Below are 15,620 nucleotides of genomic sequence, written 5' to 3'. Positions count from 1 at the left end.
CACCACCATGTCCCGCTCCCTGCGCGCCCACCTGATGCTCATCGCGGTCGTCTTCATCTGGGGAGCGACCTTCGTCGTCATCAAGGACGCGCTCACGGACATCACCCCACTCCTCTTCAACCTCATCCGTATGACCGTGGCCTTCGCCTGCCTGGCCATCGTCTACCGCACACACTGGAAACACCTGACCCGTCAGTCATTAACAGGCGGAGCCGCCGCCGGCTTCTGCCTTGCCATGGGCTATCAGTTCCAGACCGCCGGCCTCCGTCTCACCACGCCATCAAAATCCGCCTTCATTACCGGACTCGTCGTCGTACTCGTGCCTCTGCTCTCGGCCATCCCGTTTCTGCGCCCACCCGGAGCGCACGCTCCGCGCTGGAACGCGTACCTTGGCGCGCTCGCAGCCTTCGCAGGAATCATCCTGCTCACCATTCCTGCACATGCATCACTTGGTTTTGATTCCATCAATCTCGGCGACCTTCTCACCCTGGTCTGCGCTCTCGGATTCGCCCTCCACGTGCTCGCTCTCGCCCACGCCCTGCCGCGCGTCCCCTTTACGCAACTGGCACTGTTACAAATAGGATTCTGCGCGCTCTTCATGGCCCTGACCAGCCCGCTCGTCGAACACCCTCAGGTCCACTGGACGCCCCGCGTCATCCTGGCCCTCCTGGTGGCCGCCGTGCTCGCCACCGCCGCCGCCTTCACCGTGCAGTCCTACGCGCAGCAGTACCTTCCCGCCACCCACACCGCGCTCATTCTCGCACTGGAGCCGGTCTTCGCCTGGCTCACATCGTTTGTCGTCCTGGGAGAACACCTCGGCCTGCGCGCTTCCATGGGAGCCGTGCTCATCCTCGCCGGCATCACACTGACCGAACTCGTGCCCTCTCCCATCCCCGCAACCCCGCACGAACTTTAAAAGAACGGGGTAGTTACAGATTTTGCCTCAGTGTGATCCGTCATTCTGACCGAAGGGGGGAAGAATCCATACGAAATTGAATGTGCCGTTGCAGCTTTCCGTTTTCTCCCTGAATACCCTGATTGCCGGGTGCCCCAGGTTCGCGGAGCTAACCTGGGGTTGTTTTTATCCCGGCCACATCCGCAGCAAACAGCCGTAAATTTTAGTGCTGTCATCCCGAAGAGTGGCCCATTCAAGCCTTCTGTTGGCTTGAGTGGGGCAGTTAGGATTTTTCTGTCCCACCACAAAATTTCCCACCCACTCCCATGCAACCAACTTCCCTCAAAGACGTTCCACTGACAGAGACGTAACCTCAAAACCATTTCCTGCGTCTAACAAAATGAGAAGAGAAAGTGAAACCTGCCCTTTCGCACGCCATCCGCTTCCGCAGTTATACTGAAGTGTTGGGAAGTGACTGCGCCGGCAGTGCTACAGAACAACTCCCGAAACAGATACGAGGTTAGATTCGAATGAAATCTTTGCTGGAACGGCTTCGCATGCGCCGTCTCGCTTCTACATTTACGATTCTTGCAACACTTTCAGCCGGAATCATCATCGGTTCGGTCGTTGCTCACGGAGTGCGCGGTCAGGAAGCCAAAGTTGACAGCTCCGACGCCACTCCCCTGCGCGTGCCTGCTCCAAAAGAGCTTTCCACCGACTTCACCAAAATCGCCAAGGAAGTCGGCCCTGCAGTCGTCAACATCAATACTGAAACCCTGCCCAAGGAACAGCAGCAGGGCCGTCGTCGTCCCGGACAGCGCTTCCGCCAGCTGCCCCAGAACCCCGGCAACGATGACAACAATGATGACGACCAGGATCAGCAGGGTGGTGGCGGCGATCAGGGCCAGGGCGGCATGCAGGACTTCTTCAACCGATTCTTCGGCATGGGCCCCGATCAGGGCCAGCCCGATGACCAGGCGCGCGAAGCCCTCGGCTCCGGTTTCATCGTCGACCCCAAGGGATACATCATCACCAACAATCACGTCGTCGAAAAAGCCGACCGCATCTACGTGAAGCTCTCCACCGATCCCGACGGCAACCAGGGCCATCCGGCAAAAGTCATCGGCGTTGACAAGTCCACCGACCTCGCCGTCATCAAAATCGACATCGACCACCCGCTGCCCACCGTCAAGCTCGGCAACTCTGACTCGTCCCAGGTAGGCGACTGGGTCGTCGCCATCGGCAGCCCGTTCACCCTCAATCAAACCGTCACCGCCGGCATCGTCTCCGCCAAGAACCGCACCATGCCCGGCATTCAGGGTCAGTTCCAGCACTTCATTCAGACCGACGCCGCCATCAACCCCGGCAACTCCGGCGGCCCGCTGCTCAACATGGCCGGTGAAGTCGTAGGCGTCAACACCGCCATCTTCACGCAGTCGGCAGGCTATCAGGGCATCGGCTTCGCCATGCCGTCGAACACCGTTGTCGATGTCTACAACTCGCTCATCGGTCCGACCCATAAGGTCGTTCGCGGCTCTATCGGCATCACGTTCCAATCCGCAGTCTCGAGCGCCGTGCAGCGTGTCTACGGCGCAAAGAATGGCGGTGTCATCATCCGTAACGTGCAGCCCGGTTTCCCTGCCGATAAGGCCGGCCTCAAGCCCGGAGACATCATCACCACCATCGACGGCCGCCCGGTCAAGGATGGCGACGATCTGGTGAACCAAATCAGCGCGCGCAAGCCCGGCAGCAACGTCCAGCTTGGATACAGCCGCGACGGCAAACAGTCCACCGCAAACGTCTCCATCATTGACCGCACAGACATGGAGCGCGCAGCAGCCGGCGGCGATAACGACGATCAAAACGCCGGACCGGGCAGGGGCGGCGATGATACTTCGCAGAGCAAGCTCGGCATCACCGTCAGCGACCTGCCGCAGAATGCTCCTCCGGGACTGCACGGCGTGCTGATCCAGCGCGTCAAGCCCGGCTCCTTTGCTGACGAGATTGGGATGTCTGGCTATGAAGGTTCTGTTATCGCGGCTGTCAATAAACGTCCGGTGAATAACAAAGCTGAATACAATGCGATCATTTCTAATCTCAAGTCTGGACAGGATGCGGTCTTTGATGTTGTCGATCCACAACATCCAAAGGCAGGCGGACAGTTATTCGGTGGAACACTGCCTTAGATAAAAGAGATACGGACGGCACTGTTCGTGATATCGGCCAGTGTTTTCGGGGCGATGTCTAATCTCGTGGGCTTTATGATAAGTTAATGTGCTAGTGGTTACTTTTTGGTTATAAGAGATTCCCGTGAAAAGCAAGTTAGTACCGTGTTGTTTCCTAGCACTTCTGTTGATGTTCGTATTCGGAAGTAACCGTTCAGCACTTGCGGCCAGCAATGAGCAGTGCACTGTTCAAAAGTCCAGCATCTCAACAACATCTAATCTTTTGCAAACGTCAAATTTTAGGGCTACGCCCACGGCTAGCTTAAAGCTAGGTCCTGCTCCAGACTGTGACTGGAATTGCATGTGTTTGAGGGGATGCATGCCATGCTGTTATCACTCAACTGAAAGGACTTCGTCGCCAAATCAGTCCGAAGTCATAAAGAAAGAAGAGTGGACATTAGCTAAGAGTCTCAATTCAGCAGAGGCTTTTAAAGTCAATCGAAAGTGAATTGCTCTGTTTTTGCTCAATAGTATTAGTCTGGTACTGGCGTCACAAAAAATTGTGACGCCAGTACTGTTTCGCTTGCAATCTGGTGCGATCTTTTTTAGTCTCACCAAAAGGTTTGAATTGATTTCCCCCAGATGAGGTTCCATTGCAATGCTTTCAGTCAGAGCTTGCTCAACATTCTTGTTAAGCGCCATGCTTGTTGCCGCGCCCGCTTTTGCTGGACGCAGCCATCGCGCCGCCACTTCCGGCCACAAAAAGAAACCTGCTTCCCATAAAGTGAAAGTCGTGGGGCAGCGAGGCATCACCGACGACCGCGCCCGTGAAATTCAGTCCGCGCTCATCAAGGAAAAGTATCTGACCGGCGAGCCATCCGGCCAGTGGGACGATGAGACCCAGGCAGCCATGGAAAAGTACCAGTCCGACCACGGCTGGCAGACCAGGCTGGTCCCCGACTCCCGCGCTCTGATCAAGCTCGGCCTGGGCCCTGACCACACCACCGGCAGCCTGACCGCCACAGCGAGCGCAGCAAGCAAGCCGACGGCGCAGCCAGGCGTTCCCACTCCCGCAACTCCGGCCACACCGAACGTAGCGGCAGCCAACACGCTGGCCTCAGCCCACTCCATCCAGAACTGAAACCTGGTATCAATCCGGAATACCGGCTGATTCGTATCAGACAGAAAAAGCCCGCCTCACTGGCGGGCTTTCTGCTTTTAAGGAAATGTCATCCTGAGCGAAGCGAAGGATCCATACAGAGTATCGAGAGCCGCAGTGTCCGGCAGCTTTCTGCCACGAATCACGAATATAGAAGAATCAATGAGATAGCAGGAATGCCCCCCGTTATCTCATTGAAAACAAACAATCCCCATAAAACAGGGAAACCTATCTACGCTCCTCGACCGCATCCCCTTCCCCAGGAGCGAGAAACAGATTCGCCTCGAGACCATGCTGGCGGGTATAGAGGTCGTAGTACCGGCCTCCCAGGGCGTAGAGGCTGTCATGCGTCCCGCGCTCTATGATCAGACCGCCTTCGACCACGAGGATCTGGTCAGCGCGGCGGATGGTTGAGAGCCGGTGGGCAATGACGAAGGTCGTGCGCCCCTGCATCAGATAGCTGAGACCTTGCTGGATCATCTGCTCCGATTCGGAATCAAGCGACGACGTCGCCTCGTCAAGGATAAGGATGCGCGGATCAGCAAGAATCGCGCGCGCGATCGAGAGCCGTTGCCGCTGCCCGCCCGACAGCTTCACGCCGCGCTCGCCGACAACCGTGTCGTAGCCCTCAGGAAAACGCTCTGCGAACTCATCGACGCGCGCAATGCGGCAGGCCTCGAGAAACTGTTCTTCCGTCGCGTCCGGATACGAAAACACCACGTTCTCGCGGATGGTGCCGTCAAAAAGAAAAGATTCCTGCAGCACCACGCCGAGCTGGCTGCGGAAGCTGCTGAGCTTCACCGTCGCAAGGTCGATGCCGTCGACCAGCACGTGCCCCGAGTCCGGTTTGTGAAAGCCGCAGACCAGGCTGATGATCGTCGACTTGCCCGAGCCTGAAGAGCCGACGAGCGCCGTCACTGTCCCTGGCTTCGACTGGAACGAAAGGCCGTGCAGCACAGGCTTGTCCGGCTCATAGCTGAAGCGGACATCTTCAAACTCGACATTGCCATGGATCTCGCCCAGCGTGACCGTGCGCTCCGGATCACTGAACTCGTCCATCTCGCTCATGATCTCGGTGGTGCGGTCGAGCCCGGCAAGCGCCTCTGTGAGCTGCGTGCCGATGTTCACAATCTGAAAAACAGGCGCGATCATGAAGGCGAGAAACATGTTGTATTGAAAGTAATCGCCCAGCGTGAGCCGGTGCGCCAGCACATCACGCCCGCCAAGCAGCATTACCGTACCGCCGACGATGCCGAGCACGGTCGTCGCCGCAAACGAAAGCGCGCTGGTGGCTGTGAGCGAGCGCATCACGTTGTCCAGTAGCCGTTGCACGCCCTCAGCAAAAACTCCAGCCTCGCGCCCTTCGGCATGGTAACCCTTCACAACGCGCACTCCGCCAAGCGATTCGGTGAGGCGCCCGGTGACTTCAGCATTGATCTTGCCGCGCTCGCGGAAGATGGGGCGGATGGTCTTAAAGGCGCGCTGCAGAATGAGGACGAAGACGGCAATGACGGCAAAGACAATGAGCGTGATCTTGCGGCTGGTATGCAGCAGCAGCACAAAGGCCATGATGGCCGTCATCATTCCGCCAAGGAATTCGACCAGGCCGGTACCGATAATATTGCGCACGCCTTCCACGTCCGTCATGATGCGCGATACCAGCGTGCCCGTGCGGTTGGCGTCATAGAAGCTGACCGGCAGCAGGCCGATATGTTCCTGCACTTGTTTGCGCAGGTCGGCGATCATGCGCTGTGCAGCCTTCGAGAGAAGCTGCGTTAAGGAGAACGATGTGACGGCCTGAATTGCAGTCGCAGTGAAAACCACTCCCACCAGCGGCAGTAACTTCTCTGCATGGTGCTGGCGCATGACCGTGTCGATGAGGTACTTGGTCGAAGCCGGCAGGACGAGTCCGGCAACACGGTTGATGGCCATCAGGACAAGCCCGAAGACCAGCAGCCAGCGGCGCGGGCGGATGAGCTTCCACACCTCGGGAAGCACTTTTTTAAGATCAGCTTTCTTCTTCGGAGGATCGTCGCCAGCCGCTCGGATAGCGTTGCGGCGTCCGCCGCTGGTCCGCTCCGCCTTCATCGACATGGAACCGGGTCGCATAAAATCTCAGGCTCGCGCGCGGCGCGCTGCAATAAATGAGCGCACGCAAAGCAAAACAAAAAGCAGCAGGATCGCAGCCATGGCCGCTTTGGCCTCAACCGCCGCGGGAAAAGCAAACTGCCGTCCTCCGATCAACTGGAAGTAATCGTAGATGCTCTTCGCTGTGCCGAGAAAGCCCAGCAGTCCGACAGTGACGGCAATGTGCATGAAGAGCATGCGCCTCTTCGCGTCATCTGTGATAGCGAGAAAGCCCAGGATGCTGAGAACGATGCCAAAATATGTGGGTATCAGCGCAGTGGGATGCTGGTGGCCCGTAGATACAAAGCCGAAGATGCCGAGAAGAATCAGAATAACGCCGAAGACGATAGTAGTTCTTGCCATGCGTGGGAATATGCCTCCACTTATACCTATTAGTGTAAACGTGCCGTCATCCTTCTCCAGACGCTGAAAGGTATAAGCTCGACTCAATTTGTTTGCGCGGCAATGGCATCGAGAATCTGCCGGGCCGCAGCTTCCGGCGACTGCTGCGCCGAAACATGCAGCGCATCTGCTGGATTTTCGAGCGTGGCCAGCTGGCTTTCAAGCAGAGCAGGAGGCATGAAGTGGTGCCGCACCTGCATGCGCTCAGCGATCAGTTGCTTCGGTGCTTCCATCAAAGCGAAACAATAAGCGCTCGCAGGCAGTCCGCCAACCAGCGTGTTGCGGTATGTCTGCTTCAGCGCCGAGCAGGTGAGAATGCCGTTTTCGCCGCGCTCGTGCCATCCGCGGATGAGCCCGTGCAGAGTGGCCAGCCAAGGCGCGCGGTCTTCATCGGTGAGCGGAATGCCGGAGGACATCTTCCGGCGGTTGGCCTCCGGATGGTAATCGTCGCCTTCTGCAAACTGCCAGCCGGTGAGCTTCTGCAATGCCAGCGCAGCTGTAGTCTTGCCCGAGCCGCTGACTCCCATCACGATCACGATCATGCCTTTCCCTTTTCCGCCATGAGTTGCTTCACATCATCGACAATCTGGTCCGGCGACCAGTCGTTGGTTGGATACCACTTGAAGACCTTGCCGTCCGGCCCGATGACAAGCGTCGAAAGCGAGTGCGTGATGGTGCGATCTTTTTCCGGAGTGGCGCCTACATCGAAAAAGCGCAGCACAGCAGCAAGATCAGCTTTATTGGGTGCAGCGAAGTCCCAGTGCGCAAAGGTCTCTTTCGTGTAGTTGCCGGTGTAGGCACTCCCATAGCTGCGCAGCACCTGCGGCGTATCGTAATCGGGATCGAAGCTGACGCTCAGCAGATGTGTCTTGCCGTAGAGCTCGGGCTCCTTCTGCAAAGTCTTGTCAATCTGCGCAAAATTACGGCTCATGCGCGGGCAGAAATCAGCAAGCGGGCAGCGTGTGTAGATAAAAGTCATGAGCAGCACCTTACCGTGAAACTCGCCGAGGTGAATCTGCTTCCCGCTCTGGTTGAGCAGCTTGAAGTCGGGTATCTGATCGCCAGGCTTGATCGGATGATAAAAGTAGCTCGGCTTGTAATCGGGCTTGGCCTGGGCGACGATGACAATTTCATCAATCGAGTCGGAGTCGCTGGTCGCAGTCAGAGTGGCCGTGATGCTGTCGCCCGGATGAAGCTCGCTGATGATGCTCGGATTCTTGAGTTTGTAAGGCATCGTCATCGCTTCCATGTATCCGGGAATAGCAGCAGCGTCGAGCACCACTTCCGCATGCTGCGCATCGACGGAAACGACCTTGCCGCGTACAGGATAGTGCTTCGCTCCAGCGTACGATGCTTGGGTATTTTGTCTTCGGCAGCCGCCAAAAAGGAGCAGGCCCGCAAGCGCGGCGGCGCAAACTGGGCTCAGAAATTTCGGGTTCACAGGTCAGTTTACACTCTTTATGTGCTCCCACTCTTTGACTCTGAGACTCCGCAAACTCTGGCAGAAAGAGTGCACGATGCCCTTCACGACGGCGCTATGGTTGTCACGGCAAATGCGCGCGCCGCACGGTCTCTGCGCTTCCTGTATGCGGAGCAGCAACGCGCGAGCGGACGCGAGATGTGGGCCTCACCGCCAATCTTTGACTGGGACACATGGTTAAGGAGCCTATGGCGGGAGCTGGGATTTGTTGATCCAAGCCTTCCTCTGCTGCTCACGCCGCTGCAGGAGCGCTCTCTGTGGAGGCAGGTCGAGCAGGCTGACGCTGAGCTGGTGGTCTCGCCCGACGGCATGGCATCGCTCGCGCAGAGCGCTTATGCGTTGCTGAGCGAATACCGGCTGCATGATGCGCGCCGATCGTCATGGGCGGAGCCTGATGCGGAATGTTTTCGCAAGTGGGCCCAGTCCTTCGACCGGCTGTGCAGCGGCAATCGCTGGATGAGCCGCAGCGATCTCGAAGACAGGCTCTGCGCAGCAGTGAGAGCAGGCGCGCTTGTGCCTCCGGCAAACCTGCTGCTGGTGGGCTTTGACCGGACGACTCCGGTGCAGGAGCGATTACTCGAAGCGCTGCGCAGTGCGGGATCGACAACAGAAGACGCCGAGATGGCGCAGCCGGGGCAGGTGGAGCAGACGCTGGCTGTGGCCGATGATGCTCGCGACGAGCTCTTTGCCTGCGCGCAGTGGGCGAGAAAGCTGCTTGAAGCTGATCCGGCAAAGCGCATCGGTGTGATTGCCCCGGATATCAGCAGCATCCGAACAGAGGCGGAGCGCGTTTTCCGCGAAGTCCTGATGCCGCAGTCGCTCGATGTAACTGCCGAAGCGATTGCTGCGCCGTTTGAGTTTTCACTAGGCGTTCCGCTCGCTGGAGTTCCCGTTGTGCGCGCTGCGTTGCTCATGCTGCGTTGGACAATCGATCCGCTTCCGGAAGAGTCGATGACTTGGCTGCTGCTTTCAGGATTTTTTTCAACTGATTCAACGGAAACTCTCACCCTTGCCGATCTCGACTGCAGGCTCCGGGATTCGGGTTCGCTTTCTCCTGAGACTTCGCTTGAAGCATTCATCCAGAGAACAAAGCCAAATGCCTTCAGAGAACGGGCACAGCGCCTACTGCGCAAAGTTCCGGATGAGAAGAAGACCTACATCGAGTGGTGCGAGCTGGCGGAGCAACTGTTGAAGGAAAGCCGCTGGCCCGGTTATCGTCCCGTGGACAGCGTGCAGTTCCAGGCGCAGATGCGCTGGCAGAAGCTGCTGGATGAAATTGCGCTGCTCGATTTTTCCGGGCGCGCTATTGGCTTTAGAAGTTTTCTTCAGACGCTCGACCGACACGCCGCCGATACGATTTTTACTCCCGAATCGCATCATGCTCCTATCCAGATACTCGGAGCACTTGAATCATCTGGGCAGACCTTCGATGCCTTGTGGTTTCTGGACGCAGACGATGCGCAATGGCCTCAGTCAGGCAGACCGCATCCGCTTCTGCCGCCTTTTTTGCAGCACAGGGCAAAGCTGCCGCACTCAAGCACTCAGGCTGACACCGAGCTTGCATTGGCAGCGACGAAGCGCATCGCAGCCAGCGCGCCTGAGATTGTCTTCAGCCACGCGCGGCAGAACAAGGAAGGCGAGTTGCGGGCATCGCCATTGCTTACGGCAGTCTTTGGCACGGGACACGTGCCGATCACCACGCATGACCTTCGCAATCGGCTGGCGATCAGCAAGCCGATAAAAAATCGCCTCCTGCTGGATACGATCGTCAGATCTTCAGAAGCCGCTCCATGGCCCGCGGAGCGCGTCGCCGGTGGTGCAAGCATCCTCAAGGAGCAGGCAGCATGCCCCTTCCAGGCGTTTGCTACGCGGCGGCTGGCGGCGCGTCCGTTGAACCGGACGGAGTGGGGCCTGAGCGCGATGGAGCGCGGCAGCATCATGCATGAGATTCTGGAGCGCATCTGGTCGCCGGAAACCCCGGAAGCGTTCCGTATGGTCACGCTTGAGGATTTGAAAAAGGTAATCGCAGCGAACAGCCTGGACGATGTTTTGTCTTTTCATATCGGACAGGTCTTTGCGCAGCGAATCGAGGAGCACTCCGCCGATGCATGGATGCGTGCATATCTCGAATCCGAGCAGAAGCGCCTGCTCGTCCGCCTGCGCGAATGGATGCAGTGCGAAGCAGAGCGCGAGCCGTTCACTGTGGAAGCGCGCGAGAAGAAGCTCGAAGATGTAAACGTGGGTGGTCTGAAGCTGAATCTGCGCGCCGACCGCATCGATCGATTGGCTGACGGCAACCATCTGCTCATCGACTACAAGACAGGCAAGGTATCGACGGCGGACTGGCAGGGCGAGCGGCCGAGTGAGCCGCAGCTGCCGCTTTACGCGGTCTACGGAAATGTCGAACAAGTTAACGGCCTGCTTTTTGCCCAGATTCGCGCCGGCGAGACAGACTTCATTGGCCGCGTAGCTCATGCGAAAGAACAATTCAAGGCCGGCCTCACGCCAAGCAGCGCGCTGGTCAACGAGCCTTATGGCGACAGCATGCGCGAAGGCTGGCAGCGTGCGCTGCTCGGGCTGGCAGAAGAGTTTCTGCGCGGCGAGGCGTCAGTCGACCCGAAAGAAGGATTGAAGACGTGCAAGTTCTGCGCGCTTCCGGGACTGTGCCGCATAGCCGAGGCAGAGATCGCTGCGGATGGAGAAGAAGCGGGCAATGACTGAACTGCGCGTTGTGGCTCCAGATGAAGCACAGCGCAAGGAAGCGCTGAACACCCGCATCTCCTGCATTGTTCAGGCGCCTGCGGGCTCTGGCAAAACGGAACTGTTGACGCAGCGTTTTCTTAAATTGCTTTCCGAGGTGGACGAGCCGGAGCAGATTCTGGCCATCACCTTCACGCGCGCGGCTACGGCGGAAATGCGTTCACGCATCCTGAAGCAGCTTGAGTCTGCGCGCAACAAACCACATACAAAAGGCGACGTAGCGCTCGCTGCCGCGCGCGCGGCTCTTGCCCATTCCGAAACCAGGGGATGGAAGCTGCTCGAGCAGCCGCAGCGCCTGAATATCCAGACCATCGATTCGCTGTGCATGCGTATCGCGCACGAACAGCCGCTGCTGGCACGCATGGGCGGGCACCTGACGCCGCAGGAGGATGCGCGTGCGCTCTACGATGAGGCAGCGAGGCTCACGCTCGCAAATCTCGGCGGGAAACACGAGATCCATGCGGCGCTGATGCACCTGCTCGCGCTGCGCGACAACAACCTTCCCGACGCTCAGGCGCTGATTGCCTCGATGCTCGCCGCGCGCGATCAGTGGCTGCATGTGCTTCCGCTGAGCCGCGAGCTGTCGGGCGAAGACTGGGATAACATCCGGCTTCAATTGGAGGAACCTTTCCGCAATGCAGTCCGCCGAGCGCTCAAGGACGTCCATCAGACACTCACGGCCATACCGGCTCTCGGCAAAGAGCTGATCGAGCTCGCAAACTATGCAGCGAGCAATCCGAATGAACTCGATCTGGGACCGGTTGCTCATATGCGTTCGCTGCCTGAGCCCACGGAGAAGTATCTCGACCAGTGGCTCTGCTTCTGCAAATTGCTGCTGACGAAAAACAGCGATGCGTGGCGCAAACAGGTGACAGTCAAGGATGGCTTCCCTGCTGCAAAGAGCCGCACGAAAGATTCGCCGGAGCAGCAGCACAAAGACCGCATGATGTCGCTGATCGGGCGGCTTTCGAAAATGGATGGCTTGCTCGAAGCGCTTGCGAGCATCCGCAAGCTGCCGCCATCGCGCTACAACGAAGATCAGTGGAGCATTCTGCACGATTTGTTCGTAGTCCTGCGTTATGCGGTTGCTGAGCTGCGTGTTCTCTTCGCAGAGCAGAACATGATTGATTTTGTCGAGCTGGGCATTGCCGCTTCACAAGTGCTCGACAGCGATCATCCGAGTGAAAGCGCTCTGCGCTTCGGCGAACGCGTGCGACACCTTTTGGTGGATGAATTCCAGGACACGTCGCGCCGCCAATTAAAGCTTGTAGAAATGCTGCTGCGCGCGTGGGGCACCGATGAGCACCGAACCTGCTTTCTGGTTGGCGACCCGATGCAGTCGATCTATATGTTCCGGCAGGCTGAGGTCGAATTGTTCGAGCAGGTGCAGCGGCATGGCATTGTTTCTGATGGCCAGGTGCACGAATGTAGACCGCTGCAACTCACAGCAAACTTCCGCTCCCATGCAGGATTGACGGAAAAGCTGAACGCCTACTTCGATACGATTTTTGGAACTGCGCGTATTCCCGGAGCAGCCGCGGTTTCATTCTCGCCCTCTGAAGCAGTTGCTCCTGCATATGCTGGCGATACAGTAGTACTGCATCCGCGCTTCGTTCCCAAGGGCGACCCGGAGACCGCCGAGCAGGCACGCAATCATGAATCCGAAGAGGTGTTGGAACTTATCGGGACATACATGCCGCGCATCCAGCAGGCAGAGACAAATCCTGATGATTCGTTCACGGTCGCAGTACTGGCACGGGCGCGACAGCACATGACCCTGATTGCGCAGAAGCTGCGTGAAAATCATATTCCCTATCGCTCGGTTGAGCTGGAGACCCTGGGCGAGCGGCAGGAGGTCCGCGACCTTGTGTCGCTGACGCGCGCACTGCTGCATCCGATGGATCGCGTGGCTTGGCTCTCTGTCCTGCGTGCTCCGTGGTGCGGGCTGATGCTCGATGACCTGCATGTTCTCTGCGGCGAGGATGAGAAGCGCTTTGCGCGCCGGCCCGTGTTGCAGTTAGTCAGCGAAAGATCGAAACTGCTGACCAATGACGGGCAGCAGCGGCTGAAGCGCGTTTCCGCCATCCTTCAACGCGCACTTGAAATTCAATATCAGCAGGGACAGGCGTTCTCTACGTGGATCGAGCGGACATGGCACTCGCTGGGAGGCCCGCTATACCTCGATGAGACAGAGCGTGAGAATGCACGCGTCTTCTTCTCCATGCTGGATAGTCTATCTCCTGACGGCATTGAGATGGATCAGCAGTTGGAACGTCTCTTTGCTCAGCCCGACCCGCGCGCGAGCGAACGCTTTGGTGTGCAGCTGATGACCATCCACAAAGCCAAGGGCCTGGGTTTTGATGCGGTTATCGTGCCCGGGCTCGAGCGCAATACGGGGCGTGATCCGAAACCGCTGATCAGCATGCTGCAACGCGCGCGTCTTGATGATGCGGATGAGGACGAGCTGTTAGTGGCCCCGATCGACAGCAAGGGCAGCGACACGCATCCGCTGTATCGCTGGGTGCAGAAGCAGCGTCAGATACGCGATGTCGAGGAGCGGAAGCGCATCTTCTACGTTGCCTGCACACGTGCGAGGCGCGAGCTCCACCTATTTGGAACTGCCACGGTGACAAATAGTGGTGACCTTCTGGCAGGCACAACGGATAGCCTTCTGAATTCAGCATGGCCTGCGGTGAAAGATGAATTTGTTTCGGTGTACGAGGAAAAGAACAGGCAGAATGTGATTCCCTTCCCTGCTCCGCAGCCCGGAGTCGTGGATATTGCAGCGGTCGCGGCTCCTGTACATCCTTTTCTGATGCTGCACCGGCTGCCTCTGGATATAGCGTGGCCGGATGTGGAGACAAATGTAACTGTCACTGGCACATTTGCGACTCCTATAAACGTCGAGCGCGAGCCTTTTGAAAGGCCGGAGGGTTCGCGACTGCAACGGTTGACGGGCAGCATAATCCATGCGTTGCTGGAGCGATTGAGCCGGCGGCCGCAGTCAGATGACAAGCTACGCCCCTGGCTTGAGACGCAAGCGACAGCGATGCTGCGCGCAGCAGCTCTGCCTTCATCTCCGTCTGCGCGCACGCAGGCGGAGATTGTGGAGGCTGTCGAAGCTGCGGCTGCCGATCCTTATGGCCGCTGGCTGCTGGCGGAGCATCCAGAAGCGCAGTCGGAGGCTTCGTGGACAGGATGGATGGATGGAACACTGCGTACGCTGCGCGCAGACCGCATTTTCCGCGCCGGCGGTGAGCCGCTGTCTTCAGGAACAAGTCATATCTGGGTGGTGGACTACAAGACGACGCAGTATTCCGGCGCGGATGTGGCTGGGTTTCTTGCTGCACAGCGGGAACAGTACGAGCCTCAGCTTGCGCTCTACGGACGAGCGCTCCGGAAGATTCACGGCGAGAACATATCGTTGCGATTTGCGCTTTACTTTCCGAGGATAAGAAAGCTGGAGTATTGGCAAGCCTAAAACGGATGACCGCGGAACAGATAAAAGAGCTCGATGATAAGAATGATGACGACCGTCAGCTCCAGAAAGAAGGCGCGGCTCTGGTTGAACTGGTCGACCATAAAGTGGTAGAGCTCGCGGGCGGTCTGGACCTTGTTGGTGACGAGGTCCTTATAGTCGGGCACTCCTACTTTGGCCGCAGCCAGCTTGTAGAGGCGCGCAGAGAACATATCGCTCAGGAACTTGATGGCATTGTCGGCGTGCTCGGTCAGCTCGGTAACTTCAAGCAGAACAGTGTTTAGCTTTGTGGCGTCGCGCGCCAGTCGCCAGCGCGCAAAGAGTCCTGTGCCTTTGTCGAGCGAGTTGTAGACGCCTTCGAGTTCGGTAGTAAGCAGGTCATCGTAGTGGCGGAATTCTAGAAGCTGTGAATTCGCATATTCGAGCAGCTGGATGGCGCTCTCGGCTCCGGCAGGCGTGTCATAGAGAAAGGCAGCGTTCCAGCCGATAACAGCAAGGTCGCAGACGGAGTAAGAGATGCCGGACTGCAGGACTTCCTGGCGTTCGCTGGAAGATAGTTCTGTCGTGTCGCCGCGCACAATCTGCGAGATTTCCTTTCCGTGCTGTGCGAGCAGCATGGCTGCAGTTGGCGTTCCGGGCAATTCGTGGACATGAAAAATGAAGTAGTCTTCGTTGAGCCAGTTCTTATAGGGCTTGATCAGCGCAGCTGCGGCCTGATCGAGGCGCCTGCGTGCGATGCTAAGGGCATGCGCAGAAAAATCGACGTCCCACACCCAACGGCTGGAGAGTTGGACAAGTTTCTGCCAGTTTCCGGTAAAAGGCAGCTCGAAAATCACGCTGACGACACCGTAGTCGTAATACTTGATCTGCCCATGCAGACGCTCTCCGGTTTCGAGGGTGAGGCTCTCGGCGGATTCGACGACGGGCGGGCGTTCATAGCGGATGTAATTAGGCAGCGCGTGCTTCAGCGGCGGCCTTTGCACGGTCTGCGCGCTGAAGATCTGCCTCAGCTTGTCGAGGCGGATTTCTTCGCAGACATCGAACTGGATGAGGACGCGGACGGAGCCCTGAAGGATTTCGTCGTTTGCCACGAGAAACAATTGTATCGCCTGGATTTAGTTGTCGTGTCTACGCCCCGATTCTCTCGGGATGAC

At 58.0% G+C, this 15,620-nt stretch carries 10 protein-coding genes; 5 read left to right on the top strand and 5 right to left on the bottom strand.

The features are described 5' to 3' along the window. Positions 1-7: 7 nt before the first annotated feature. The 3 genes from AC5S16_RS01090 (at position 8) to AC5S16_RS01080 (ending at position 4,201) form a co-directional block, all read left to right on the top strand. A complete protein-coding gene (locus AC5S16_RS01090; RefSeq protein ID WP_493928152.1) occupies positions 8-916 on the top strand; it encodes a DMT family transporter in 909 nt (302 codons plus the stop codon). 509 nt (positions 917-1,425) lie between these two features. Further along, entirely contained in the window at positions 1,426-3,081 is a 1,656-nt protein-coding gene (locus AC5S16_RS01085) for a trypsin-like peptidase domain-containing protein (protein ID WP_493928151.1), read from the top strand. A 637-nt stretch (positions 3,082-3,718) separates the two neighbouring features. Continuing rightward, a complete protein-coding gene (locus AC5S16_RS01080; protein WP_493928150.1) occupies positions 3,719-4,201 on the top strand; it encodes a peptidoglycan-binding domain-containing protein in 483 nt (160 codons plus the stop codon). A 246-nt stretch (positions 4,202-4,447) separates the two neighbouring features. Here AC5S16_RS01080 and AC5S16_RS01075 read toward each other — a convergent pair whose 3' ends face one another. From AC5S16_RS01075 to AC5S16_RS01060, 4 genes are all read right to left on the bottom strand, one after another. Further along, positions 4,448-6,328, bottom strand: coding sequence for an ABC transporter ATP-binding protein (locus AC5S16_RS01075; protein WP_493928149.1), 1,881 nt, complete (start codon positions 6,326-6,328; stop codon positions 4,448-4,450). Between the two features lie 6 nt (positions 6,329-6,334). Beyond that, positions 6,335-6,709: a hypothetical protein gene (locus AC5S16_RS01070; RefSeq protein ID WP_493928148.1), complete on the bottom strand. Its 375-nt coding sequence runs from the start codon at positions 6,707-6,709 to the stop codon at positions 6,335-6,337. Positions 6,710-6,792: 83 nt separating this feature from the next. After that, the gene (locus tag AC5S16_RS01065) at positions 6,793-7,290 is read right to left on the bottom strand and encodes a gluconokinase (RefSeq protein WP_493928147.1); all 498 of its coding nucleotides are present in this window, start codon (positions 7,288-7,290) and stop codon (positions 6,793-6,795) included. After that, positions 7,287-8,189, bottom strand: coding sequence for an SCO family protein (locus AC5S16_RS01060; protein WP_493928146.1), 903 nt, complete (start codon positions 8,187-8,189; stop codon positions 7,287-7,289). Before AC5S16_RS01060 ends, AC5S16_RS01065 begins: the two co-directional genes overlap by 4 nt. 69 nt (positions 8,190-8,258) lie before the next feature. On the opposite strand from AC5S16_RS01060, the gene AC5S16_RS01055 reads away from it, so the two are divergent. Further along, positions 8,259-10,949, top strand: coding sequence for a PD-(D/E)XK nuclease family protein (locus AC5S16_RS01055; RefSeq protein ID WP_493928145.1), 2,691 nt, complete (start codon positions 8,259-8,261; stop codon positions 10,947-10,949). Beyond that, positions 10,942-14,469 (top strand): UvrD-helicase domain-containing protein, encoded by a 3,528-nt coding sequence (locus AC5S16_RS01050; RefSeq protein WP_493928144.1) that lies wholly within the window; start codon positions 10,942-10,944, stop codon positions 14,467-14,469. Before AC5S16_RS01055 ends, AC5S16_RS01050 begins: the two co-directional genes overlap by 8 nt. Here AC5S16_RS01050 and AC5S16_RS01045 read toward each other — a convergent pair. Beyond that, complete coding sequence (locus tag AC5S16_RS01045) at positions 14,466-15,557, bottom strand: hypothetical protein (protein ID WP_493928143.1); 1,092 nt, start codon at positions 15,555-15,557, stop codon at positions 14,466-14,468. The genes AC5S16_RS01050 and AC5S16_RS01045 overlap by 4 nt on opposite strands. Between the last annotated feature and the right edge of the window lie 63 nt (positions 15,558-15,620).

The organism is Acidobacterium sp. FHG110202_01, from assembly GCF_059115305.1.
This window is presented reverse-complemented; position numbering and strand designations above follow the sequence as displayed.

Excerpts from the sequence above, each read along its gene's own strand:
- AC5S16_RS01090 (WP_493928152.1), top strand. The coding sequence starts at position 8 with ATGTCCCGCTCCCTGCGCGCCCACCTGATGCTCATCGCGGTCGTCTTC.
- AC5S16_RS01085 (WP_493928151.1), top strand. The coding sequence starts at position 1,426 with ATGAAATCTTTGCTGGAACGGCTTCGCATGCGCCGTCTCGCTTCTACA.
- AC5S16_RS01080 (WP_493928150.1), top strand. The coding sequence starts at position 3,719 with ATGCTTTCAGTCAGAGCTTGCTCAACATTCTTGTTAAGCGCCATGCTT.
- AC5S16_RS01075 (WP_493928149.1), bottom strand. The coding sequence starts at position 6,328 with ATGCGACCCGGTTCCATGTCGATGAAGGCGGAGCGGACCAGCGGCGGA.
- AC5S16_RS01070 (WP_493928148.1), bottom strand. The coding sequence starts at position 6,709 with ATGGCAAGAACTACTATCGTCTTCGGCGTTATTCTGATTCTTCTCGGC.
- AC5S16_RS01065 (WP_493928147.1), bottom strand. The coding sequence starts at position 7,290 with ATGATCGTGATCGTGATGGGAGTCAGCGGCTCGGGCAAGACTACAGCT.
- AC5S16_RS01050 (WP_493928144.1), top strand. The coding sequence starts at position 10,942 with ATGACTGAACTGCGCGTTGTGGCTCCAGATGAAGCACAGCGCAAGGAA.